This window comes from Bradyrhizobium denitrificans, from assembly GCF_013179005.1.
GTDB classification, from domain to species: domain Bacteria; phylum Pseudomonadota; class Alphaproteobacteria; order Rhizobiales; family Xanthobacteraceae; genus Bradyrhizobium; species Bradyrhizobium denitrificans.
Genome location: NZ_JABFDP010000034.1, coordinates 30,082 through 53,631 on the forward strand (window position 1 = coordinate 30,082; position 23,550 = coordinate 53,631).

Genomic DNA, 23,550 nt, shown 5'->3' on the forward strand with positions numbered 1-23,550 from the left:
GCGTTGTTCGGATGACCTGGATCTGCGACCATCGTCATGGGAGACACATCTCATGGGACGCGTGCTTTCGGTGAATGTCGGCTTGCCACGTGACATCTCCTGGAAAGGCAGAACGGTCCATACCGGCATTTGGAAGGCGCCGGTGAGCGGACCTTGCAAGGTACGCCGCCTCAACATCGATGGCGACGGACAGGGCGACTTGGCGGGCCACGGCGGCGAGCACCGAGCCGTGCTGGTGTATCAGCATGAGTCCTACCAGTACTGGCAGAAGCAATTGGGTCGCTCCGACCTGGCTTACGGACAGTTCGGCGAAAACCTCACCGTCGATGGCCTGCCCGACGCTGACGTATGCATCGGAGACCGCTACCGGATCGGAAGCGCTCTGTTCGAGGTGACGCAGCCTCGGGTGACGTGCTACCGGGTCGGCATCCGAATGAACGAATCGGACATGGCCGCACTGCTAGTGAAGCACGGCCGGCCCGGCTTCTACCTTCGTGTGCTGGAGGAAGGGGACGTCAAAGCCGGTGACGAGATCGCACTGATCGCTTCCGGGCCCGAGCGCATGAGCGTATCCGAGATCGACGCGCTGCTTTATCTGCCCGGTCACTCTCGCGAACAGCTCCAGCGTGCCCTGCGCATTCCGGCGCTGAGCTCAGGGTGGCGCCGCTCCTTCGAGGCACTACTCGCCCAGGAGGACGAGCCTGGCGCCGGACCGGGAAACGCCGGGCTGGGTCCGGCATCCGGCCCAGCGCCGGCGTGGTCGGGGTTTCACTCCTTCCGCGTGGTACGCAAGGTGCGTGAAACCGACAATGTGACCTCCCTGTGGCTCGCGCCCGCGGATGGCCAGCCTGTCGCGCCCGCCCTTCCCGGACAGTTCATCGTCGTGCGCCTCGGAATGCCATCCGAAGCCGCGCTCTTACGCAGCTATTCGCTGTCGGGACAGCCAAACGCCGCAGTCTACCGCATCAGCATCAAGCACGAGCCGCATGGCGCGGCCGGCACCTTTATCGACAAGCACCTCGATGCCGGCGACATCGTGCAGGCAAGTGCCGCACGCGGCAATTTCACGCTGCGCCCGGGTGACGTGCCCGTCGTTCTCCTCAGCGCCGGAATTGGTGTAACACCCGTGCTCGCGATGCTCCACGCGCTGTCGGCCGAAGCTTCCACCAGGGAGATCTGGTGGCTGCACGTGACCCGCAACGGCCGGGAGCATGCATTTGCCGCCGAGAGCCGCGAGCTTCTCGCGACGCTCCCGCATCATCACAGCACCATCTTCTACAGCGCGCCAGAGCTTGGCGATCGGCTCACGTCCGATTTCGACTTTGCAGGGCGGCTGAACACACAGGCCCTGACCGAGCTCGGCGTTCCCGGCTATGCCGACTTCTACCTCTGCGGTCCGTCGACCTTCATGAGCGACCTGACCGCCGGCTTGGCAGCACTGGGTGTAACGCCAGACCGCATCCATACCGAGCTGTTCGGGACTGGCCCATCGATTTCACCCGGCATTGCCGCGTCGCCGCGCAAGGCGCCGCATCTACCGGCAGGACCGGCAGGTGGCGGACCAATGGTGTCGTTCGCCCGAAGCGGTCTCAATGTTCACTGGAGTTCGTCCTACACAACGCTGCTGGAGCTCGCGGAAGCCTGTGACGCGCCTGTGCGGTGGTCGTGTCGAGCCGGCGTATGCCACACCTGTGAAACCGGGCTGGTGGCCGGGACGGTCAGCTATCAGCCGGCTCCAGTTGATGCCCCGATGGCGGGGAACGTGCTGATCTGCTGCGCTCATCCCGAGGGCGACATCGTGATCGATCTGTGATGGCCGCGGGCTGCTTCGGGAGCCGAGCCATATCGTTCACAAGGTCTACAATGGCTACTGGTTCTTCGGACGTCCCACCATCGAAGAACTGCGGCAGGACTGCGAGCCGTCAGCTGCCGTCCACGACAGTGTGCATGAATTTCCCGGCGTCCCCCGCCGAACTTGAGCCACCTCAAGGCACCGTCTGTTGATCCCTGGAAACTGCAGCCTTGGCCGAACAGCAGTCGTTCGGATGTTGAGGGCCCCGAGCCGAATGGCTCGGTATCGAGGTGATGACGATGCAGATCCTTGCGGAGGCCGAAACTGCGCTCAAAGAGCTCGAGCGCGACATCGACAGGCTGCGATCACAAGAACTTCGCGAGGCAATCCAGCAGCGCATCGACGAGCAACGAAGAGCCATCATGGCGTTACGCCGGCTCTACAACTAGCGTCTAGCGCGGAAGGCATTGAGCGAATGACCGACAGCTTCTTTGCTGTATTCGCGGCTCCTTGTGACCAAAGCATTTCTTTTCGCCGAAGCACTTACCTCTCCTGCGCGCGCTTCCAGGCTGCGGGGCTCGTCTTGACCATGCGTGAAAATACGCGCGTGAAGTGGCTTTGATCGGCGAAGCCGGCATTGAGGGCGATCTCACTCAGCGGTTGATCGCTGTTGAGCATCAGCTCTTTCGAGCGTTCAATTCGTTGAAACAATAGCCACCTGTGCGGCGGACAGCCCATTGTCCGTCGAAATGCGTGGCTGAAGTGACTGCATGACAGGTGACACGCTTGGGCGAGATCCGGCAACCTTACATTACCATTCAAATCTGCGAGCAGCATTTCCTTGGCCCGGCGCTCTTGCCATGGAGAAAGGCCACCCCGAGCGATCTTGGGACGCGCGCCAGACGATCCATATGCTTCGAGCACATGCGCCGCCAGTGCTCGCCAAGCGTGGTCGAGAAAGATCCTGCTCGTCTGCTCCGGGCGCGTCAGAGCGGGCAGAAGCGCCATCGCAACGTGGGTCACGACGGCGTCCGTTTTCTTTTCCGCAAGGGGACAATGCAGCGCTTCCGCCACCCGTGTCCCCTGCCCTTCAGCGACCTCGTCGAGAGACGATTGTGGTATGTAGAAGTTGGCGACGTCAAACGAGCTCTGGATATCCGCCCGCCAAGAGTGTCGCATATCGCTGATGTGGATTGTTCCGGCCGGGAGAGAAGGACTGGCGCAGTGCCTGTCGTCAACCCACAGGTCATATGAAGAAAGTTCATCCAGGTGCACGCACACCGCGTAGCCGGCTTTCCTAGCTTGCGGATCCGTCAGGCCGTGCCCAGCCCGGTCCCTTGAAGCATGTGAGATCACCACATCGTCTTCGCCGGCCGGAATGGTCAAATGCTTCAGGCGATCAACGCGGGCGACGGTCGTCTGTGCTATGACGACGCTTCCGTATTTTGAGGTCGTCCGGCGCGTCCTAATCGTTCCGAGCGTCTGCGCGGACCAGCCTGAGCTTGCGGCGGGTTGATCGAGCACGCTCATGTCGGGCTCCCCAAATCGGAGGGAATGACGATGGGGACGCCCGCTGGCTCGGTCCGATGGCACAAACCCGGCGATGGAGCTGCGGCATGAAGCTTCGGAATCAGAGCAAAATCAGCTGCAGCGACTGCATTTTCTAAGGCGGGCTTGGCTCGCTGACATTTTGGCCGCGCGCGTGCCCGCCCGGTACAACGCAAGCAGGGTCGCTTCGACGGTAGCGGCCAGTTTGAACAGCCGCAAAACCTCCCCCTGTGGGCCTCCTTCAATCCGTGCATCTATGGACGCTCTCGTGTTGGTCGCTCCGTACCTCCAAGCTACAGGTCCTGAGCAAGGACGGCGGTTAGAACATCCGAGCCGCGTGTTAGAATGCCCAAATACGGTTGTTAGATTATGTGAGGGCCCCCGCTCAGGCGAGTAAGCAACCCAAGTTCCTCATCAATCCGACACGGCGAGCCTTGAGGAAATCATTGAGCAACTTCCTGGCTCTGTCGAAATCATGGCAATCGAAACCGTTGGTACGGTCGTCAACACGTATTCCAACAGCTCCACGGAAACCTGGAACGTGCGCGGCGAAACGCCACAGGCCGCGCTGGCTGGCGCGGTGGCAGGTCGGTCCTACGTCCTCGGCCCATGATGCGCGACCGATTGCTCCGAGAGCCGCTCCAGCACGTCGCGCACCAGTCCTTGCAAAAGATCGAGCTTGTAGCCCGTCATCGGCAATGGTTTGGCACCCGAGCTTGCCGCTGTTGCCGCTTCTGCGATCGTTTCCTCATTGGCAACCTTGCCAGTGAGCTGGACTTCTGCCGCGGTAAGGCGAAGCGGCACGGGCGCAATACCGCCGGCAGCAAGACGCACGAGCTGGAACTTGCCGCCAGTGATCACAACGCGCGCGCAGAGCTCCACGAGCGGCCATTCCGCATGGGCCCGGCCAATCGCTCGTTTGTAGCAAGCGCGTTCGCCTTCGAGCGGAGCAGGAAGCATAATGTTCTTGATCATCTCGCCTGCTGCCAATGTATGATCTGCGTGCGCGACCGAGCCATCGCCGAGCAGGCCGGCTATCGTCAATTCGCTGCGGCGGTCCGTGATGATTCTCGCTTCATAAGCGAGCAGAGCTGCAGCCATGGTCGAAGGATGCGGCGCGACGCAGTCACCGAGATCGAAGGCAACGCCATAGAGATGATTGCCTGATCGGGCAGGACAAGTGCTGCCGCTTTTCTTCAGACAATCAATGTCGGCGCGGCGGAAATACCAGCAGCGTGAACGCTGCGCGAGATTGCCGCCGAGAGTTGCGACATGGCGCACCTGTGGCGTGGCGAGCCCTCGTGCGCTCGCCGCGATGCCGGGATAGGCGGCGGATATGCGTGCATCGGTCGCGATCGCGGCGATGGTGGTCAGCGCGCCGATCTGAACGGCGCCCTCGGCGTCCCAGGCAATCGTCTTATCGCCAATAGCAGAGATATCGATCGGCGCTCCCTGCGACACGCCGCTACGACGGCGTTCGCTGAAGTCGGTCCCTCCAGCGCGGAATTCAGGCGTGGGATTTGCAGTGATCACGGCGACACTCATGCTGCATCCCTCCCCTTCAGCGCGGCGACCAGACGATCGGGCCGGAACGGAATTTCGGTCAGTCTCACGCCGATCGCATTGCGGATGGCGTTGGCGATCGCAGGTGACGTCGGCACGGTCGCGACTTCGCCGATGCCGACGCTGCCGCCCGGCACATGCTCGAAGCCGGCCTCGTCGAAATGCACCTCGAGTTTCGGCATGTCGGCAATGCCCGGAATGCGGTAGTCCTCCATGCTGCCGCTCAGGATATGGCCGCTCAATGGATCGGTCTCCCGGGTCTCGTAAAGTGCGTAGCCGACGCCCTGGATCACGGCGCCCGCTGCCTGGCTCCGCGCCAGGGTCGGGACGGCGAGCTTGCCAACCGCAAGGCCCGTATAGGCGTTGAGCACGCGCACATGCCCAAGCCAGGTATCGACCTCGACCTCCATCACCTGCACCGAACTCGGCACGCCGGCGCCGACCACCATGTGGTTCATCAGACGCAGCACCCAGCCGAACACCCGGCCTATGAGTCCTGCCTCGTGCAGCGCAGGCCTCACACCGGGCGGCGGCTTGCCGTCCTCCTGACGTCTCGCCGACACAGCGATATCGGGAGCTGCCGCGATCATCTCGCGCCACGGCGCGTTCGAGCCCGGAGCGGGTGTTCGAGAAGCGGTACGCTTGATTTCCGCTTTCAGCTTTTCAATCGCGAGCAACGTCGGCGGCACCACCGAAGCGGTGACACGGCTGCCGCCGGAGCCCGGTCCGGGCGGCAGGTTGGAGCGGCCGATCCGAACTTCGATATCCTGCGGCTCGAGATCGAACGCGCTGGCGACGGTGTTCGCAATCACGCTGCGCGTGCCCGTGCCGATATCCTGCACCGCACAGCTTGCGACGATACGGCCGCCCTCGACCGCGAGCTCGACCGAGGAGCCGGTCTGCCAGAGATAGAGCCAGTAGCCGGCGGCGACGCCGACCCCGCGGCGGAAGCGCCCGGTCTGGGAGGCGGCCGGATTGCGGCTCTTCCAGACGTCGAGGCCGGCAGCCCAGTCATATAGGCGCTGACGGTTGGGATCGGGGTCCCAGAGCTTGCGCAGCTGAATCGGATCGATGTTCATGCGCAATGCCGCTTCGTCCACCGCCTGCTCCAGTGCAAACGACATCGGCGGACCGCCGGGGCCACGGAACGGCGCGCCCGGCGGCAAATTGCTGAGCACGTCGAAGTCAACGAGCTCCTTTGCTTCGGCCGGATAGATCAGCCGGGCCAGGCCGGCGATCAGCGAGTTCACGGCGGCGCCCGTATCGGCATGGGCTGTCAGCGACAGCGCCTTGAGGCGGCCTTCCGCCGAAGGCAGCAACGACACCTTTAGCTCGGCGGCCGGACGATAGCCGGTGACGGAAAGCTCCTCCTCACGATCAAAGGCGACACGCACCGGCGCCTTCGCGGCGCGCGCAAGCTCGATCGCGGCGATGGTCTCCAGCCCGACGCTGCCCTTGGAGCCGAAACCGCCGCCGACATGATCGGCGATCACATGCACCTTGTCGTGTGGAAGGCCGTAACGCTTGGCGATCTTTTCCATGCTCTCGTGAATGGCCTGGGTCGAGATGTGCACCGTGAGCTGATCGCCGTCGAACCTGGCCACGGCGGCATGTGGTTCGAGGCTTGCGTGCTGTTGCGTCGAGACGCGGAAGGTCTCCTCGACCAGCAGCGGATTGCGTTGCTGGCGCGCCTCGTCGAGCCAGCTCTTCGCCTGCTTGGGCCTTTGCGAGAACGGCGCCGAAGGTCCGCGCACATTTCCCCTCCACGACACCGGAGCCCCGCCGGCGCCCTCGGACACGTTGCCGGCACGCTTGCGGTCCTTCTTTCCGAACACCACTGGAGCATCGTCTCGCCGCGCTGCATCGAGCCCGATCACCGCAGGCAACGGCCCGGCTTTGAAAGTAATGGCAGCGATTGCCTTCAGCGCGGTACGGCGATCCTTGGCCGCGACGGCTGCAATCGGCGAGCCGACGAAGCGGACCATGTTGTCGTCGTCGAGCAGCGAAACGACCGCTGCAACGCCGGCCATGGCGCGGGCCGGCGCCAAATCCAGCCCGGTGATTTGGGCATGCGCGACGTGCGAACGTAGGATGCCCCCCTCGAGCTGGCCGTCATGATGAATGTCGACGGTGTAACGGGCCAGTCCCGTCACCTTTTCCCGGGCTTCCAGTCGCGGCGCGATCGGATCGATGCCGTCGAAGCGGCCCGAGCATGCTTCGGCCACGGCGCGATAGATGCCTTCATAGGCGCCGCAGCGGCAGAGATGTCCCGATAGCGCTTCGACGATCTCCTCGCGCGAGGGTGTCGCCATGCCCTTGGCCGCACGCCAGTCATCATGAAACGCAGTGGCTTCGACGACAAAGCCGGGCGTGCAGAAGCCGCATTGCAGAGCGTCGTGCGCCATGAACGCCTTTTGCATAGGGTGCAACCCGGCTGCTCCGACTCCCTCGATGGTTATCAGCGATTTGTCGGCGGCCGCCTGCGCCGGCAAAAGGCAACTCACGACGGGCGCGCCGTCGAGCAGGACGGTACAGGCGCCGCAGACCCCGGAGCCGCAGACCAGTTTGGTGCCGGTGAGGCCGGCGTCGCGGATAACATCGATCAACAGCGCATCCGGGTCATCGGGCAACACCAGAGGCCGTCCATTGACAGTCGTGGTGGTCATTTTCGGACTCCTGCCTTGCGTAGTGACTTCTTTGCAGACGACGCCATTTTCGCAGGCGGCGCCATTGCGCCGGCGATCAGCATACGCAGCATCGTCTTGAGCTGTTTCAGGAACGCGTCGACTGGCTGCATGGAAGGGAACGCGGATTTGGTGCCGTGAACCGCCATCTCGACGCAGCGCGCGAGCTCGCGCACACTGACGCCACTTTCGAGCGTAAGCTTTCGCTTGCGGCACACCCGCGCAATCGTGGTTGCAATCTCATCGGAGAAGCGGATGGAATAGCTCTGGTAGAGGTCGCGCGCCTGCGCGAGATGCTCTGAGAACAGCTCCTCGGTATGGGGCGAGTCCTTGAGCGAAGCGAGCATCGACTGCATTCGCGCGCCGATCTCGGCAACCAGGATGTCGGCAAGCTCGAGGCCCGCTTCTTCCGCCACCTTCGCGGCGGCGATCTCGGCAGCGAGCCCCTGCTCGTAGAGCCGCTCGATCACAGCACGAAACAGAGCTTCCTTCGAGGCGAAGTGATGATAGAGCGCTTGCCGCGTCAGTCCGGCTTCCTCCGCGGCCTGCTCAATCGATGAGCGGCGGAAGCCATGGCGCCGGAACACGAGCATGGCGGCGTCAAGGATCCGGTCCTGCGGAGGGGCTTTGGCCTGCATTCTGTCAGATTTGACAGATGTGGACGAACTGTCAAATCACAGATTGATGACGCCACCTTTCACGTAGTAGCCAAAGCAGGCCTCCGCCTTGCCCTGGGACTGGAGCTTCTCCGTCCGCTTCTTGGTGGCATCCGCTCGTGCCTTCGCCGAGGAAAGCGTGCCCCACCTCGGCATCGCGAGCTCCAGGCCGCGGCCGAGTTGCGGGCAACCGGCGCCGGCTAGTCCGGGAAGAGGTCCGGCATGGACGGCAGGTTGCCGGTGAGTCCGCTCTCCTGCTGCACTTCGAACAGCCGCCGGATGGCATCGGCGTTTTTAGTCATCGAGTAGAGATTGCGCATTGTCAGGTTTGCAGAGCGGCCTGGCCGGGGCGCTGGCCAGTTGTACCACCGTCGCAGTCGGCCGGCGATTAGCCCTCGCGCACCGGCTGCACCGGAGCCGGCCAGCCTGGTCGTGGACCAAGGGTGGTCGGCGGATGGCGCAGCGTGGCCAAGTCGACGTCCCGCCGCAACCTCGCAGCGGGAGCACTCGATCTCCAGCCAGGGATAACCGCCGATGATCGCATGGTGATCGCTGGCGACGGTCGACCGGCCGCCGGCCGCAGCACACTCGCTGGAGCTATGCGCTATCGTGCTGGCCGCGGCTCTCGATTGCAACGGAGCCAGGAAACAGCCGGCGGATCAGCAAATAAAAAATGGGCGTGAAGATCAGGCCGAACAGCGTGACACCGATCATGCCGAAGAAGACGGCAACGCCGACCGCTTGTCGCATTTCGGCACCCGAGCCACTCGAAATGACGAGCGGCAGGACGCCGAGAATGAAGGCAAACGAAGTCATCAGAATAGGCCGCAGCCGCAAACGGCACGCCTCGATCACCGCCTCCAGTCGATCGCCGCCCTCGCGCTCGATATCGCGAGCAAATTCGACGATAAGGATGGCATTTTTGGCGGCGAGGCCCACCAGCACGATGAAGCCGATTTGGGTCAGGATGTTGATGTCCTGTCCCATAACGCGTACCCCAACGGTCGCCGCCAGCAGGCACATCGGCACGATCAGCAGCACGGCGAAGGGCAGGCTCCAACTGCCATATTGCGCCGCCAGAACCAGAAATACGAACAGCACGCAGATCGGAAAGATAAAAAGCCCCGCGTTCCCGCTCGTCGCCTGCTGATACGACAAATCGGTCCATTCGAAAGAAAAGCCGCTCGGCAGCGTCTGAGTGGCGAGATTGCGCATGATGTTGAGCGCGGTCGCGGAGCTGGTGCCTGGCATCGTGTCGCCTTGCACTTCCGACGCTGGATACAAATTATACCGAGAAACTCGCTCCGGTCCCGCCTTGTCGGTGAGATTCAACACACTGCCAAGTAGCACCATGTCGCCGGCCCTGTTGCGCGTCTGTAGCCGAGCGAGATCAGTCGTATCCTTGCGGAACGGCAGGTCGGCTTGGGCGGTGACACGATAGGTGCGGCCGAGAATGTTGAAGTCGTTGACATAGGCCGAACCGAAATAGGTCTCGATCGTATCGGTGACGTTCTGGATCGGCACCCCTAGCATCTGCGCCTTCTGTCGGTCGATCTCGACGAACACTTGCGGAGTGTTGGCCGTGAAAGGCGAAAACACGGCCGTCAGGCCGGGCACCCGCCGAGCGGCGGTGACTAGTTCGTCGGTTGCCGCCGCCAGCATCTCGGGCCCACGGCCTTGCCGATCCTGGATGCGCATCGCAAAGCCGCCCCCGGTACCGATGCCCGGCACCGCGGGTGGTGGCACCACAATGATGAATGCACTTTCGATCACCGACAGCCGCTTGCGCAGCTCCGCGGTGATCCTGGCCGCCGTCAGTCCCTTCTTGAGCCGCGCTTCGGGGTTGTCGAACACTGGAAACAGAGCGGCGGCGTTGCTCGACTGGGTTCGGGTCGCGCCAGACAGCCCTGCTAACGCCGGCACCCGCACGACGCCCGGAGTGTCCAGCGCGATCGCCTCGATCTGGCGCACCACTTCGGTGGTGCGCGCGAGCGAAGCGGCGCCGGGCAGCTGCACCGAGACGATCACGTAGCCGCGGTCCTGCGCCGGAATAAATCCTTGCGGCGTGGTGTAGAGCAACCAACCGGCACCACCGATCAGCGCCATGTAGATGACGAGCATCGGCACCGAATGCCGGATGACGAAAGCGGCCGCCAGGCCGTAGCCTTGGGACATCCGATCAAAGCCGCGATTAAATGCAGCCGTCGCCCCGCCCCAACCACGGGCAACAACATTCCAGCTTGCCGGCGAACGCTTGTCCTGATGCGGCTGCAAAATGATCGACGCCAGAGCCGGCGACAGCGTGAGCGAACAAAAGCATGAGATCGCGGTGGCAACCGCGATGGTGATGGCGAATTGCTGAAAAAACTGGCCGGAAATCCCGCCGAGAAAAGCCGTCGGTACGAACACTGCGCACAAAACCAGTGCTATCGAAACCAATGCCCCGCCGACCTCCTCCATCGTGCGAAGCGCCGCCTCGCGCCGTCGCATCCCAGCCGCGAGATGCCGCTCGACATTCTCCACCACCACGATGGCGTCGTCGACCACAATGCCGACCGCGAGCACGAGTCCGAACAGCGTCAGATTATTGATGGAGAAGCCGAGCGCCGCCATCACCGAGAAAGTGCCAACCAGCGACACTGGAATAGCGATGATCGGGATGATCGCGGGTCGCCATCCCTGCAGGAACACCAGCACGACGATGACCACCAAGATCATCGCCTCGTAAATGGTCTTGATCAGCTCGGATACCGATTGCGCGATGAACTCGGTCGGATTGTAGCCTATGTTGTAATCAAGCCCCTTGGGGAAGTCCGCCTTCAGCCGCTCCATTGTGCTGGAAATCGCCCTTGCGGTCGCTAGCGCATTGGAACCTGGACGCTGGGACACCAGCAGCGCCACGGCCTGTTTCCGCAGCAGTAAACCGTTGGTCGTGGAGGTAAGCGCGCCGAGTTCCACGCGGGCGACGTCACGTAATCTCACGGTGCGGCCATCGTTACCGGCCTTCAGCACGATGTCCTCGAACTCAGCAACATCCTTGAGCCGGCCAGTAAAAGTGAGGCTCGGCTGAAACGCCCGATCGGCAATCGGCGGCTCGGCGATCTGGCCGCCGGCGATTTGCAGGTTCTGCGCCCGGATGGCGCCCAACACATCGCTGGACGTCATTCCCAGGCTGGCGATTTTGTCCGGATCGAGCCACAGCCGCATCGAATAGTCGCGCGCGGCGAAAATCTGAATGTCCCCTATCCCATCAAGCCGCAGCAGCTGGTCGCGCACCTGGCGAAGCGCATAGTTGGAGATATACAACTGATCGTAAGTGTCGTCCGGTGACAGCATGAATACGACCATCAAGAGGTCGGGGCTGTTCTTGCGAGTCACGACGCCCGTACGCTGCACTTCCTCCGGCAACCGCGGCTGCGCGATGGCGACGCGGTTTTGCACCAGCACCTGGGCCTTATCGAGGTCGGTTCCGAGCTTGAAGGTTACCGTGACGGTCAATTGGCCGTTCGAGGTGGCCTGGCTGTAAAGATACAGCATGTCCTCGACGCCGTTGATCTCCTGCTCAATCGGCGTTGCCACCGTGTCCGAGACGGTCTGCGCCGATGCGCCGGGATATTGCGCTGTGACCACGACAGTCGGTGGTGCCACCTGCGGATATTCCGCGACCGGCAAGGTCTGATAAGCGATCACGCCCACAATCAGCAGCACGATCGACAAGACCATGGCCAGGATCGGCTGGTTAATGGACAGGCGCCCTAAGTTCATGGCTTGGCGTCGCCCACCTTGGCCGCATGCGGCGCCACCTTGGCGCCCACGCGGGCACGTTGAAGCCCGTCGATGATGATCCGGTCCTCGGGCCTCAGGCCCTGCTTGATAACGCGCAGCCCGTCATCGAGCGCGCCGAGCGTCACCGGCTTGGCCTCGACGAGGTCATCATCCTTGACCACATAAACGATCTTGCGCGACTGATCGGTGCCGATGGCGGCGTCCGGCAACAACAGTGCCTCATAGGGCGCGCTGCCGAGGACACGGACCCGCGCGAATTGACCGGGCAGGATCGACAGATCGTCGTTGTCAACCAGAGCACGCCCGCGGAGTGTACCGGTGCCGACGTCCAGACGGTTGTCCAGAAAGTCCACCTTGCCCGCGCGGGACGGTTTAGTTTCGCCCGCCATGATGATCTGTACAGGATTGGGCGTATCGCGAGAGCTTGGTCGCTTGCCCTCGAACCAAAGCCTGCTGTTCCGCTGATAGATCGATTCATCCATATCGAAATAGACGTGGATTGGATTCATCGATACGATCGAGGTGAGCAAGGTCGCACCGCTTTCGGACCCTTGCACCAGATTTCCGACGGTCACCAGATGACGGCTGATCCGCCCCGCAATCGGAGCCGTCACCTTGGTGAATTCGACATCCAGTTCAGCGCGTTTCAGCGCGCCTTCCGCCTGCAATGTCGCCGCCTCGGCCGCAGCCAACGACTGCTTGCGCTGATCAACGATGTTTTCCGAGATGGCCTGTGTCCGAATCAAGGTCGTAGCGCGCTCGAGCTCGCGTTGTGCGAGTTCCACCTTCGCCTTGGCGTCGGCCAATTGACCTTGCGCCTGCTCGGCTGCGGCCTGATACTGGCGCGGATCGATTTCGTAGAGCAGGTCGCCGACGTTAACGATAGCGCCGTCCTTGAATGCCACTTTGGTCACAAAACCGGTCACACGGGCGCGGATCTGCACCTGTTCCACTGCGTCGAAGCGGCCCGTAAATTCGTCCCAATCCGTGACCATCCGTTTCGTCGGCTGAGCCACCGTCACCGGCGGGGGCGGAGGTGCCGCCGCCTGCTCAGGCGGTTTGTCGCAGCTAGCAAGCAACACGACGGAGGAGGCGACGACAAAGAATAAGGTGCCCCTGAGCAATGGACAAAGGCCGTTGCTACTCGCGCTCATCACTTTCCCCGGTGAACCGCCCAACAGCTGCCCCTCCACGTCATCATTGCAGCATATCGCTACAATCAGCTCCACGGTAGCCCTTTCAATACAGCGACAGCGCTCCTGAAGTCGGGAACTCGCTTCGCGAGCTCGATCCAGCAAGGCCGTCGTCCAGAGATCGTTTCATTCGCTTGACGGTTTAGCTGCGTGTACCCGCAAACCACGACCCGCAGCAGAAGTCGCTGCGGGTCGCACCGAAATATATTGTATTCCGCCTCGATTATCGGTCGGCAGACTCGATGAACGCGGCGACCTCCCGCGGATGAGACAGCATCACTGCATGGCTGCTGCTGATCTCTTCCACACGCGCACCGCTTCGCTTGGCCATCTTTCTTTGCGAGCTCGGGGTTATCATGCGGTCGTTCGACGGGATCAGGAAGACGCTTGGCTTCGTCTTCCAGCCCACCTTCGTGACCTTCGCTTCAACGGCCTGCAGTCCCCAGGGCACTTGCGCGACCGCCATGAACTCGGTGAGCGCCACGGGGGAATCCGCCGCAAAGGACGTCGGAAACTTCGCGGGATCGACCAGGAGATAGCCGTTCTCCGGAGGCAGCAGGGGCGCCTTCGCCTCGCCGGGCTCTGCTGGCCATGCATTGAGCGATGCGGCAGATTCGCCAGTGTCCGGCGCAAAAGCTGCGAGGTACGCTAAGCTTTTGACCTTCGGATTCTCGCCAGCTTGCGTGATCACCATGCCGCCATAAGAGTGTCCCACCAGCACGACAGGATATTTGGCTGTTGCGATCACAGCTTCGGTCGCGGCCACGTCACCTTCGAGTGTGATGGTCGGATTCTGGACCACCAACACTTCGTAGCCGTCCTTCTTGAGAATATCGTATACCGCTTGCCAGCCAGAGCCGTCGACGAACGCTCCGTGGACGAGGACGACGGATGTCGTTTTCTGCGGCTGAGCTCCCGAGGAGGTCGACGTCATGGCAAGCGCGGAGAGCGCCAGCAAAGGTGCGAGGTACTTCATCTGAATTCCTTTCGTGTTGTGGCCGGCATGACCAGTCAGCCAGCTTCGGCTCCGTGCGAACGTCTTGCATCAGTGGCGGTCGTTAATTCGGTCGAGAAAGTCGTTGATCAACGGCGCCATCACGTCGAGTTGGTCCTCGAGTGCGAAGTGGCCGGAGTCGAGGATGTGCAACGCGGCTGCCGGCAAATCGCGCAGATACGCATGCGCGCCTGCTTCAGCGAAGACCTTGTCGTTCTTGCCCCAGAGGATCAGAGCGGGTGGTTGACGTTCGCGGAAAAACGCCTGGAAGGCCGGGTAAAGCGGGACGTTGGTCGCGTGGTCGTACAGCAGGTCGAGCTGAATATCCTTGTTGCCTGGACGATCCAGCAGTGCCTGGTCGTGGACCCAGTTGTCGGGACTGATGCGCGTCAGATCGCGCACGCCATCGGTGTACAGAAACTTCGTCGACTGGTGCGAGACGAGGAATGAAAGCGCATTTCTTCGCTCTTCCGTTACTTCTTTCCAATACGCCTTGATCGGGTCCCAGGCCTCTCCCAGTCCTTCTTCATAGGCATTTCCGTTCTGGATGATGAGGCCAGTTACTCGCTCCGGATGCTTGAGGGCGAGGCGATAGCCGACCGGGGCGCCGTAATCCATGACGTACATGGCGTAGTGGCTAGCGCCGAGTTTATCGAGCAACACGTCGATCATCTCGGCATAGTTCGCGAACGAATAGGAAAACCGACTGCGGTCGGGCGCGTCGCTCTCCCCGAAGCCGGGATAATCCGGCGCAATGACATGATAGGTGTGAGCCAGCTTCGGGATCAAATTGCGGAACATATGGGATGACGTTGGAAAGCCGTGCAGAAGGAGAACGACGGGTCCGTCGACTGGCCCAGCCTCCCGGTAGAACATATTCACGCCGTTGATCGCGGCCGCGCGGTAATGAACCGTCGAAGCGCCCGCGCCGCAGGCCACAGTTGGCAGATTACAGTCATGAGCGGGCACCCCCGCGGGCTCTCCGAACGATGGAGATGCGCCTGCAATCGTCAGGGCAATGACAGTCGCGAAAGAAAGACGCATGGCAGCTCCTTCGGCCGTACAACCGATTCATTCCGCAATAGTCAGATACGATCGGCATCACTTGGCGAATCTGTTGATCCGTTGATTGCGCAATCCGCGAAAGAAGCGAGATTGGTTGCGTGATATCTCCGGCCGGCAGTCGCCGAGTTGTCGCAACTCATGCTCGGCAAGCGACGTCGCAAATATCTGCTAAAAGAGATCATCGTACGTCCACGACTTCCGCGACGATTGCCGTACGTTCGGCCAGAGTGGGAACCTTGGCCAAGTAGGCCTGATAATGCTGCGACGCGCGATGCGCTTCGACTGCGGCGCCATCTCGATAGAGCTCGTCAAGGACGTAACGATGATCGTCCACACTGTCGCGCCAGATGTCCCAACGCAGATTGCCGGGCTCTGCCCTGCAATGTGGCGCCATACTGACAAGCAATTCTCTAAGCTCGAGACTCTTGCCGGGGTGGGCGACCAGAATGGCAGTAATCTTTGACGGCATTGTTCAACCGACTTTCTTTGTGACTGCGACCCGCCGAGGCGGGCAGGTTAAGCTTGCCTGCTTCTGAGCGCCGCCAGCAGCTCCTTCGCCAGGGGCCCGGCCGATGCGGGATTTTGCCCGGTGATCAGGCGTCCATCGACGACGACGTGCGGCTGCCAGTTTGCTGCAGACGTATATTCAGCCCCCTCCGCCCGCAGAGCATCTTCAAGCTCGTACGGAACATCTTCACGTGCGTAATCGTACTCTTCCTTCTTCGAGAACGATGTCAGCTTCCTTCCCTGCACGAACGGCTTGCCGTCCCCAAGGTCGACACCGAGAAGCGCGCACGGACCGTGGCAGACGGCGGTCACGAATTTTCCCGTGCTCCACGCGCGCACGACTGCATCTTGAACGATATGGTTTCGCTGGATATCGACCATCGGTCCAAGACCGCCTGGTACGAGGATGGCATCAAAGTCCGCGGCGTCCACCTCGGCCAGCTTCCGGCTGCGATTGAGGCGGCGAAAAGCCTTGCTTTCCAGGAAGGCTTTCTGCGCAGGATCTTGCTCGTCATAGGCATCGTAAGGCGTCCATCCCCCTCTTAGGGAAGCGAACTCGACCGCGATGCCTGCCCTGTCGAGAACATCGAACGGATGCGCAACCTCGGCGAAAAAGAAGCCCGTCTTGCGATTCTGCGGGCCGATCACTGCTGCGTTGCTGACGATAAACAGGACGTGTTGGGTCATGATTGGCTTCCTGGACTGCTCCGCAAAGACAGATGCGCAACGACATTATCGCCGGTCGCCAAAGCCGTATTTGCGAATCCTGCGGAATCATACGCAATAACTGCGGTCACTCGGATCGGACCCGCCGGCTTTGCCTCGATCTCGCCGCAGCATAATTCTCGATAGTGCCCAGGAGTGAGGTTTGCAGCCTTGCGGAAGACGCGCGCGACGTTGCTTGCGAGCCAAAGCCGAATTCAAGGCGATTTCCAACCAAGGAGATCCGTCGCGCGAGGTCATGCCGTGCGGCCTGAATACGCCGATCCGTTACGTATCGGTGCGGTGACAATCCAGTCGCTTCGCGAAACAGCCGGCAGAAATGATAGGGGCTGAGACAGGCCTGAGCTGCCAGATCGTCGAGTCTGACTTCGTCTCCCAGAGACGTCTCGATATAGTCGATTACCCCGCTGCAGCCGCCTTGGATCGAGCGACGGAGACTCGTCGGGCCAAGGCCAGCGATCGATTGTATAGTTGCCCAGAAGATGCGCCGCGAGCGCAACTTGAATTCCTTCCACGAACAGCGCGTCGGTCGACTGGCGTCGGCGATAGAGCAGATCCCGAAGCGGCGAGCAGATGTGGAAGGGCACCCGGTCGGTCAGACCGTGAGCGTAGGCAATCTCGATCTTGGCCGGATCGATGTTGAAATCCGCAAGAGCGCTCTGGTCCAGGAGCGTCGGCGGGAGGTGGAGATGAAGACACTCCATCCGGTCCGAGTGCTCAAGATGACTTTCCTACGTCCCGACTGGAACGAGGTAGCTCATGCCAAGCCGCGCCAGGCTCTTCTGGATTTCACCGTTGCCGGTGCGACACAGCATCACGCCGCCTGACAGCAACATCGTCAGCTCGGTGCAGATCACAACCGGCGTCGCCTGGCATCCTGCTTCAGACCTGCGATATTCTATGCTCAGCCCTGGCCAGTCGTTGCCAGCTGCGAGTTTCTTGCTGTTCTGGTAGTTCTGATCTCCGTGAGTCACGAGTGCCATCATGACCTCCGCAAGTTGCGGTGATTTTCGGCCTCCTATGGCAAGAGGGCGATCATTCCGCCCGGTGAATGAGTGCAGCCCCGGGCCGCTGCCACGCCGACACTCAAATTCTCACAAGGAGCGACAGCCAAGTCCAGACGTGGCGCGGTTAAAAGTGGTTAAAGGCGAGCAACAGATTGCACTCGCACCCTCATCGCAGATGAGTAAGCTGCGGTCATGGTCGCGCAGGAACTAAAAATATCCCAACTCATCACGCGCGCTAGCCGGCTTGGCAAACGGCAATTTCGAAGGTTCAGGGCCAGCTATGAAGCGCTTACGTTTTCATTCGCTGCCAGGATGGCGGATCTGCTGTTCGCGCAGGCGACCAAGGTAGCGGCAACGGTCATTTCCGGAGCGATCGGCCCAGGTATCCCCGAGGATCGCGCGCGCCGACTGCTGCGCTCGCGCCATCGGGCCGATAAGCACGGCGGTTCGACGCATGCGCAAAAAGTAGCCAAATCGGCGTCGTACGAAAGGTTTTGCGCTGCACTCATGCGATTGCAAATGGTTCGCTTTAACAACTTTGCAGGTCATGATATTACCAGTGGATCTGTTCGACCGATTGGCTTTGCTCAATGAGGACCGCCATAAAGAAACGGGGCGCACCTCGACAGGAGCTGACGTTCAGCTTCGGTCCTTTTCGACTGGTCCCCGGCCGTCAGCTGCTTCTCCTGGACGAGCGTCCCGTCAAACTCGGCGGACGCGCCTTCGAGCTGTTGCGGCTTCTGGTGCAGCGCCGAGGCGAACTCGTCAGCAAGAACGAACTGACGGCTGCCGCTTGGCCGGGCACGTTCGTTCATGACAGCAATCTTAAGGTCAATATGTGGAGCTTGCGGCGCTCGCTGGGAGACACCCAGATCGAGCCAATCTACATCGCGACCGTCGCACGGCGCGGGTACAAATTCATCGCCGATGTCCGGGTCGGGATCGGCAATATCGAGGAGGAGCCTACGCCGGCCGATCCGCCCCCGCTTACGCAGCCGCCATTGCCGCGCGGCATCGTGGGCCGGAAAGCCGATATCACCGCCATCGCCGATCTACTCGCCGAGGACAGACACGTAACCCTGGCTGGCGCTGGAGGGATCGGAAAGACAACCGTCGCCTTAGCCGTCGCTCAGGCGTACGCTTCAAGATATCGCGACGGCGTCTGCTTTGTCGATCTCGCGACAATCTCCGATCCAACCCTGTTCGGCGCGGCACTGGTGACGGCGCTCGGTATCCGAGGCAATACGGACATTGGTCTGGCTGCTGTCCTCGACTTTCTGAGGCCGCGGCAAATGCTGCTCATTCTCGACAATTGCGAGCATGTGCTGCCCGCCGCCACGATCTTTGCCAGCAAGTTCATGACGGACACATCGCCATCGAGGCTGCTTGCTACGAGCCGCGAACCGCTCGGCACCACGATTGAGCATGTCGTTCGGCTTGGCTCTCTCTCATTTCCCAGCTTCTGTCTTGGACTGTCGGTCGATCAGGCTGTGAGATTCCCGGCGGTGGAGTTGTTCGTCCGACGCGCCACCGAATGGTCGGATTACGAGTTCGTCGACGAAGATTGCAATACAATAGCCGCGATCTGCCATTCGTTGGACGGACTTCCGTTGGCCATCGAATTGGCTGCAGCCCAAATCGGCAGATTTACTCCGCGGGAGCTATTGGCCAATCTCGATCAGAAGCTCGGTTTCACCGCAGCCGGCATCGCCGCCTCGTTGCCGCGCCATGAAACGCTGATGGCGACCATTGACTGGAGCTACCGGCTGCTCTCGCAGAGAGAAGCCAGGCTCTTCGCCGTACTGTCCGTATTCAGTGACGGGTTCGAGCACGATGATGCGGTCTTCGTGGCAGAAGCGGCAGGACTCACCCCAATCGATGTTGTGACCGCACTCGGGAGTCTCGTCGCCAAATCACTGTTGAGCGCGCAGGCCCGGGGCGCAAGCCTGCGCTACCGGCTGCTCGACAGTACCCGCCGCTACGCTGCCGAGCGGTGTCGAGGCGACCCGGCGTGCGGCTTGGCGATGCGCCGGCATGCGGAACGTATGATCGCGCTGTTCGAGCAGTCCGAGGAGGAGTGGAATTGGCGCGAGCCGGCCGATTGGACCGAGCGCTACCTCGGCCGCATTGCAGATCTGAGAAGCGCATTATCGTGGTCGCTCGGCGAGCAAGGCGATCCCATGCTCGGCATCAGGCTTGCGGTTGCGGCTATCACTCTCTGGTCGGAAACCTCCATCCTGTCGGAGGCGCAGGCTCGGCTGGAGGTCGCACTCGCCTTGGCCAAACGCGTCCCATGCGACGATCTGTCAAAAGCAAAGCTTGCCTGTGCCCTCGGCTGGAGCCTGTTCTACGCCCGCAAGAGCTCGAATGAGAACGAGGTCGCTTGGCTTGATGCCATCGCATTCGCGACACGCGCCGGCAACGTCGATTATCAGCAGCGCGCGCTGGTGGGTTTCGCGTTCTACCTGCTCCAGATCGGAGAAATCGCACGTGCCATAACCTATCTTGAGCAGGCCACCTCGCTGGCCGGCCGCGACCGCGATTCAACGGCCACATCCGAAGCCGACAGGGCCTTGGCCTGGGCCAACGCCTTCGCAGGCGAATTGGGCAAAAGCCGCCCAGTTCTCGATCGTCTTGCGTCAACCCATTCGCTGGCCCAGGGACGTTCGCGCAAAGACGCAAATGAGGTCTACCGCTTCATCACCGTCCGCTTCAACCTGCCCTTCGTCGCGTGGATGCAGGGGCAGGCCGACTACGCCGCCAAGCTGGCCCGCGATGCCGTCGATGCTGCAGACCGCGGGGGCCATTGGGTGTCACAGTCGAACGCACTTGGGCTGGCCGCTCTTCCCATCTCGCTTGAAATTGGCGATCTTGACGCGCTCGCGTTCTTCACAGAACGTTTGCGTCGTAACCTGGAACGAGAGCGCATCTCCCGTTGGGTTTCAGTCGAGCGCTATTTCTCCGCCTGCCTGCGCAATCTGCGCGGCGATCGGCGGGCGGTGGAGGATATTCGGGATGCGATCGACGAACTGATAGAATGCCGCTTCTTGATGCGGATCGGCAGCTATCTGGCTTTCCTCGCTCGCGCCTACCTGCGGCAGGGACGGGTCGCGGACGCGCGAGACGCCATTACGCGAGCGATCGATTATCAGGAACGCCAAGGCGAACGCTGGTGCCGTGCGGAACTCCTCCGTGTCAATGCATCGATCCTTCTTCACGCAGGCGAAACTGTCCGCGCTGAAAAGCTGTTCAAACAGGCGCTTGCCGACGCCCGCGCGATCGGCGCATTGACTTTCGCGCTTCGGACCGCCACTGACCTCGCGGCTCATTGGACGGCGACAGACCGCGAAAACAGCGCAGTCCAATTGCTCGCTCCGATTTTAGGGGAGTTTACTGAAGGGTTTGGTACGCAAGACCTCGTCCGTGCCTCCAGGTTCTTAGCGGAGATAGAGGAGAGAACCAGCGGCAGGGCCTCATAAAAAACAAGTCTGACATGGAGAGCTGATCTAACTGACATTTCACTCAATTTGCACCAAACAAATTCTTTTGGTTGCGGGTTCCGAGCGTTTGTCCGATGGCACAGGCGTGATTTGCATTACACATGACAGCGAGTTCGGCAATAACGCATGATCAGCGCTTTGGCGGACGATCCTGTGCGCGTCCCTTCTTTGCTTTCGTGAAGACTCGATCAGACTCCATAAAGCGCTTCACCATGACGATGATCAGTCGAGCCTGACTCTCGGCGTGCTGCCCCGCGTCGGGTTCAATCAGCTCGGCATAGGTTCGCAGATCCCGGTGAATCGCGGCTGGCAGTTCGAGCGTGAGCTTGACTGGCTTGTCGTCAGGCAAGGCTGCGATCTTGAGCTTCACCTAGAGCCTCCTCTATCCTCGATACGGCTCGAGCACGAGATCGCGATTGACGATCACACGCATCGGAAACCCCGGCCTGACCGTCAAGGTCGGCTGGACATTCGACTGCTGACGCACAATTTGCTGTCCGGCTTGGCTCGTGGCGCTGCCAACCCCCTGGCGCAGCGCCTGGATGATCGTGGCGTTGTTGGTGTTCGTATTGACGCCGGCATTCACTTCGCTGCCGACCGAGAGCAAGGTCGATAGCAGCGCTGCCCCGGCAATCTGTTTCCAATGGCTGTCGACCTCGTCCGAGAGCCCCGAGTAACCGCCGGTATCCGCGCCCGTTTGCCGTTCGAGCACGATCGAGCGGCCGTTCGGCATGATCAGACGGGTCCAGACCAGAAGCACGCGGGACTGCCCTGTTGTCACCTGGCTATCGTAGACTCCGATCAGCCGGGCTCCCTGAGGCACCAGCAGGAATCGCCCCGAGGGCGTATCGAAGACGTTTTCGGTCACTTGCGCCGTGATCTGTCCCGGCAGGTCGGAACGTATCCCCGTGATCAAAGCTCCCGGAATCACCGTGCCCGCCTGCACTACATAGGGAGATGCAGGCCGCGTGACGCGGTCTGGACTCGTTGTTCGTCGGTCAACCGGCGCATTCACGAAGGCCAGCTTTCGCTCCTGGCCATTCTGCGCAAACGGATCATCGGCTGACGTCAGAAGACTCCCACGATCGCCGGCCTGGCCCGCAACCGTAGGGGGCGACGTCTCGCGCGCGTTGGTCGTGGCGAAGAGCCGGCTGACCCGCGCAGCCTCGCTTTCCTGTTCGAGCCGTTGCTGGTCCTGATCCGGAAGGGATGCGGGTGCTTGCCCTTGGGCTGCGAGAATAGGACGGCCGAGATCGCCCGGCAGCGGCGGGCCAAGCGCCGGGACATCCTTCGGCAGACTGGCATAGTCGCGCGGCAGCGCGGAAACGCCGTCGGCGACGTCATGATGATCGGTGCTGTAAAGCTCTTCGGAGCCTGTCTTACGAGGCTTGTTGGCTTGAAGGGCCCAAATGAAGGTCCCACCGATCACGAACAACGCGAGAGCACTGCCACCAGCCAGGACTTTGCGCGACAATCGCGTGATCGGCGGCAGGTCGCCCTTCAGCCGCAGATCCTTGGTGCGCTGACCTGCCGACGCATCCGCGGCACGCTCGCCGGGAGCAGATGGAATATCGTCATGACTAGTCACAACGGCGCTCCATCGGTCCTGACGATCCTGACCTTCTGTTGCTGCTCGCCGCCGAGACGCAGCTCGGCGGCGGCGAACAGACGATCCACGATGATCACGTTCCGGAAGGTCCGGTAGTTGACGATTTCAGGAGAACCGTCTGGACCGACGACGAACAACGGCGGAAGCTCGCCTTGCACGATGCCGCGGGCGAACTCGATATAGACTTTGCGGCCGTCGTCGTAGGCCTTGACCGGCCGCCACGGCGGATCGTCGCCCTCGATCCGATACCGAAAGCGGCGCTGGGACGCATCCGGCAACTCCGGCGTCAACGCCACCTGCCGGGCTCGGGTCTCGGCGTTCTGTGGATAGTACCACGCGACGGCCGGCATATACGGCTTCTCTCGCGACCGCAGCTCGATCAGATAGGTCCGCCGGTCGGTGTTGACCACGAGATTGGTTTCGACTGCCGGCCGCGTCGGCTTGACCAGGATGTGGACACGGCGCGTCTCACCAGAGCCGCTCTCGGTGTCGCCGACAACCCAGCGAACCGTGTCGCCAGCCGAGACCGGGCCGGATCCCGTGAGCTGCTCGCCCTCCTCGAGCATGATGTCGGTGATCTGCCCGGGTGATACATAAACCTGATAAAGCGCGCCTGGGCTATAGGCATAGATCTGCGCCGCGTTGAAATACCCTCGCTTCCGCGGCTCCACACGCGCCGCACTGTTGGCCATCTCGACTCGGTCGAGCGGTTCCGCCTCCTCCTTCGCTCCCGCTTTGCCGCCTAGCGAGACCTTCCACGCCGGCGGCAAATGCAGCGGCCGCGGCTTGTCGTCGACGACGGTGGGCGGGGCCGGCAACGGTGGCACATCGCTGTCGTAGCTGATCTTCGGCGGTGTCGTCGTCGCGCAGCCACCGAGCGAAGCCACGGTCGCAACAGCAGCCATCCATCGCGCGCGCCACAT

General features: G+C 61.8%; 20 protein-coding genes and 2 pseudogenes. 6 read left to right on the plus strand and 16 right to left on the minus strand.

The features are described 5' to 3' along the window. The first annotated feature begins 52 nt into the window (after nucleotides 1-52). The 3 genes and pseudogenes from HL671_RS31200 (at nucleotide 53) to HL671_RS31205 (ending at nucleotide 2,241) form a co-directional block, all read left to right on the plus strand. Complete coding sequence (locus HL671_RS31200) at nucleotides 53-1,813, plus strand: MOSC and FAD-binding oxidoreductase domain-containing protein (protein WP_172241757.1); 1,761 nt, start codon at nucleotides 53-55, stop codon at nucleotides 1,811-1,813. A 19-nt stretch (nucleotides 1,814-1,832) separates the two neighbouring features. Next, a pseudogene (locus HL671_RS38575) lies at nucleotides 1,833-1,936 on the plus strand (AhpC/TSA family protein); the annotation flags it as partial. A gap of 149 nt (nucleotides 1,937-2,085) precedes the next feature. Beyond that, nucleotides 2,086-2,241, plus strand: coding sequence for a hypothetical protein (locus HL671_RS31205; protein ID WP_172241682.1), 156 nt, complete (start codon nucleotides 2,086-2,088; stop codon nucleotides 2,239-2,241). A 94-nt stretch (nucleotides 2,242-2,335) separates the two neighbouring features. Here the strand turns inward: HL671_RS31205 and HL671_RS31210 are convergent, their stop codons facing one another. The 13 genes and pseudogenes from HL671_RS31210 to HL671_RS38585 all read right to left on the minus strand — a co-directional run bounded on the left by HL671_RS31210 (nucleotide 2,336) and on the right by HL671_RS38585 (nucleotide 17,010). Then, entirely contained in the window at nucleotides 2,336-3,322 is a 987-nt protein-coding gene (locus HL671_RS31210; RefSeq protein WP_172241760.1) for a helix-turn-helix domain-containing protein, read from the minus strand. 612 nt (nucleotides 3,323-3,934) lie between these two features. Next, a complete protein-coding gene (locus tag HL671_RS31215; RefSeq protein WP_172241763.1) occupies nucleotides 3,935-4,885 on the minus strand; it encodes an FAD binding domain-containing protein in 951 nt (316 codons plus the stop codon). Then, a complete protein-coding gene (locus tag HL671_RS31220) occupies nucleotides 4,882-7,569 on the minus strand; it encodes a molybdopterin-dependent oxidoreductase (protein ID WP_172241766.1) in 2,688 nt (895 codons plus the stop codon). Before HL671_RS31220 ends, HL671_RS31215 begins: the two co-directional genes overlap by 4 nt. After that, entirely contained in the window at nucleotides 7,566-8,057 is a 492-nt protein-coding gene (locus HL671_RS31225; RefSeq protein ID WP_307769057.1) for a TetR/AcrR family transcriptional regulator, read from the minus strand. The genes HL671_RS31220 and HL671_RS31225 overlap by 4 nt, the downstream gene beginning before the upstream one ends. Before the next feature lie 9 nt (nucleotides 8,058-8,066). Then, nucleotides 8,067-8,225: pseudogene (locus tag HL671_RS39025) on the minus strand (helix-turn-helix domain-containing protein); the annotation flags it as partial. 36 nt (nucleotides 8,226-8,261) lie between these two features. Continuing rightward, the gene (locus tag HL671_RS39030; RefSeq protein ID WP_307769056.1) at nucleotides 8,262-8,399 is read right to left on the minus strand and encodes a hypothetical protein; all 138 of its coding nucleotides are present in this window, start codon (nucleotides 8,397-8,399) and stop codon (nucleotides 8,262-8,264) included. A 441-nt stretch (nucleotides 8,400-8,840) separates the two neighbouring features. Continuing rightward, a complete protein-coding gene (locus tag HL671_RS31235) occupies nucleotides 8,841-12,008 on the minus strand; it encodes an efflux RND transporter permease subunit (protein WP_172241772.1) in 3,168 nt (1,055 codons plus the stop codon). Next, nucleotides 12,005-13,183, minus strand: a complete 1,179-nt coding sequence (locus tag HL671_RS31240) for an efflux RND transporter periplasmic adaptor subunit (protein ID WP_172241775.1) — start codon at nucleotides 13,181-13,183, stop codon at nucleotides 12,005-12,007. Before HL671_RS31240 ends, HL671_RS31235 begins: the two co-directional genes overlap by 4 nt. Before the next feature lie 262 nt (nucleotides 13,184-13,445). Continuing rightward, nucleotides 13,446-14,156: an alpha/beta fold hydrolase gene (locus HL671_RS31245; RefSeq protein WP_172241908.1), complete on the minus strand. Its 711-nt coding sequence runs from the start codon at nucleotides 14,154-14,156 to the stop codon at nucleotides 13,446-13,448. A gap of 111 nt (nucleotides 14,157-14,267) precedes the next feature. Continuing rightward, entirely contained in the window at nucleotides 14,268-15,260 is a 993-nt protein-coding gene (locus HL671_RS31250) for an alpha/beta fold hydrolase (protein ID WP_172241778.1), read from the minus strand. A gap of 199 nt (nucleotides 15,261-15,459) precedes the next feature. After that, complete coding sequence (locus HL671_RS31255) at nucleotides 15,460-15,750, minus strand: putative quinol monooxygenase (RefSeq protein WP_172241781.1); 291 nt, start codon at nucleotides 15,748-15,750, stop codon at nucleotides 15,460-15,462. A gap of 47 nt (nucleotides 15,751-15,797) precedes the next feature. Then, nucleotides 15,798-16,475: a type 1 glutamine amidotransferase domain-containing protein gene (locus HL671_RS31260; protein ID WP_172241784.1), complete on the minus strand. Its 678-nt coding sequence runs from the start codon at nucleotides 16,473-16,475 to the stop codon at nucleotides 15,798-15,800. Nucleotides 16,476-16,581: 106 nt separating this feature from the next. Beyond that, nucleotides 16,582-17,010: a helix-turn-helix domain-containing protein gene (locus HL671_RS38585; RefSeq protein ID WP_246579760.1), complete on the minus strand. Its 429-nt coding sequence runs from the start codon at nucleotides 17,008-17,010 to the stop codon at nucleotides 16,582-16,584. A 1-nt stretch (nucleotide 17,011) separates the two neighbouring features. Here HL671_RS38585 and HL671_RS38590 point away from each other — a divergent pair, with 1 nt between their 5' ends. From HL671_RS38590 to HL671_RS31275, 3 genes are all read left to right on the plus strand, one after another. Beyond that, the gene (locus HL671_RS38590) at nucleotides 17,012-17,338 is read left to right on the plus strand and encodes a hypothetical protein (RefSeq protein ID WP_246579759.1); all 327 of its coding nucleotides are present in this window, start codon (nucleotides 17,012-17,014) and stop codon (nucleotides 17,336-17,338) included. Nucleotides 17,339-17,710: 372 nt separating this feature from the next. After that, complete coding sequence (locus tag HL671_RS31270; RefSeq protein WP_172241787.1) at nucleotides 17,711-18,112, plus strand: hypothetical protein; 402 nt, start codon at nucleotides 17,711-17,713, stop codon at nucleotides 18,110-18,112. Further along, nucleotides 18,109-20,997 (plus strand): ATP-binding protein, encoded by a 2,889-nt coding sequence (locus HL671_RS31275; RefSeq protein WP_172241790.1) that lies wholly within the window; start codon nucleotides 18,109-18,111, stop codon nucleotides 20,995-20,997. Before HL671_RS31270 ends, HL671_RS31275 begins: the two co-directional genes overlap by 4 nt. 151 nt (nucleotides 20,998-21,148) lie before the next feature. Here HL671_RS31275 and HL671_RS31280 read toward each other — a convergent pair whose 3' ends face one another. From HL671_RS31280 to trbG, 3 genes are read right to left on the minus strand one after another with little or no spacing between them, the layout of a single operon-like run. After that, nucleotides 21,149-21,388, minus strand: a complete 240-nt coding sequence (locus HL671_RS31280; protein ID WP_172241793.1) for a DUF2274 domain-containing protein — start codon at nucleotides 21,386-21,388, stop codon at nucleotides 21,149-21,151. A 12-nt stretch (nucleotides 21,389-21,400) separates the two neighbouring features. Beyond that, nucleotides 21,401-22,606, minus strand: a complete 1,206-nt coding sequence (locus HL671_RS31285; RefSeq protein WP_172241796.1) for a TraB/TrbI/VirB10 family type IV secretion system protein — start codon at nucleotides 22,604-22,606, stop codon at nucleotides 21,401-21,403. Next, nucleotides 22,603-23,550, minus strand: a complete 948-nt coding sequence (gene trbG / locus HL671_RS31290) for a P-type conjugative transfer protein TrbG (RefSeq protein ID WP_374050122.1) — start codon at nucleotides 23,548-23,550, stop codon at nucleotides 22,603-22,605. Before trbG ends, HL671_RS31285 begins: the two co-directional genes overlap by 4 nt.

Bases quoted from the DNA above. Each gene is read 5' to 3' on its own strand.
- HL671_RS31200 (WP_172241757.1), top strand. From the start codon at position 53: ATGGGACGCGTGCTTTCGGTGAATGTCGGCTTGCCACGTGACATCTCC.
- HL671_RS31275 (WP_172241790.1), top strand. From the start codon at position 18,109: ATGAGGACCGCCATAAAGAAACGGGGCGCACCTCGACAGGAGCTGACG.
- HL671_RS31260 (WP_172241784.1), bottom strand. From the start codon at position 16,475: ATGACCCAACACGTCCTGTTTATCGTCAGCAACGCAGCAGTGATCGGC.
- HL671_RS39030 (WP_307769056.1), bottom strand. From the start codon at position 8,399: ATGCCGAGGTGGGGCACGCTTTCCTCGGCGAAGGCACGAGCGGATGCC.
- HL671_RS31220 (WP_172241766.1), bottom strand. From the start codon at position 7,569: ATGACCACCACGACTGTCAATGGACGGCCTCTGGTGTTGCCCGATGAC.
- HL671_RS31245 (WP_172241908.1), bottom strand. From the start codon at position 14,156: ATGACGTCGACCTCCTCGGGAGCTCAGCCGCAGAAAACGACATCCGTC.
- HL671_RS31215 (WP_172241763.1), bottom strand. From the start codon at position 4,885: ATGAGTGTCGCCGTGATCACTGCAAATCCCACGCCTGAATTCCGCGCT.
- HL671_RS31205 (WP_172241682.1), top strand. From the start codon at position 2,086: ATGACGATGCAGATCCTTGCGGAGGCCGAAACTGCGCTCAAAGAGCTC.
- HL671_RS31270 (WP_172241787.1), top strand. From the start codon at position 17,711: ATGGTCGCGCAGGAACTAAAAATATCCCAACTCATCACGCGCGCTAGC.
- HL671_RS31250 (WP_172241778.1), bottom strand. From the start codon at position 15,260: ATGCGTCTTTCTTTCGCGACTGTCATTGCCCTGACGATTGCAGGCGCA.
- HL671_RS31240 (WP_172241775.1), bottom strand. From the start codon at position 13,183: ATGAGCGCGAGTAGCAACGGCCTTTGTCCATTGCTCAGGGGCACCTTA.
- HL671_RS31235 (WP_172241772.1), bottom strand. From the start codon at position 12,008: ATGAACTTAGGGCGCCTGTCCATTAACCAGCCGATCCTGGCCATGGTC.
- HL671_RS31210 (WP_172241760.1), bottom strand. From the start codon at position 3,322: ATGAGCGTGCTCGATCAACCCGCCGCAAGCTCAGGCTGGTCCGCGCAG.
- trbG (WP_374050122.1), bottom strand. From the start codon at position 23,550: ATGTGGCGCGCGCGATGGATGGCTGCTGTTGCGACCGTGGCTTCGCTC.
- HL671_RS31255 (WP_172241781.1), bottom strand. From the start codon at position 15,750: ATGCCGTCAAAGATTACTGCCATTCTGGTCGCCCACCCCGGCAAGAGT.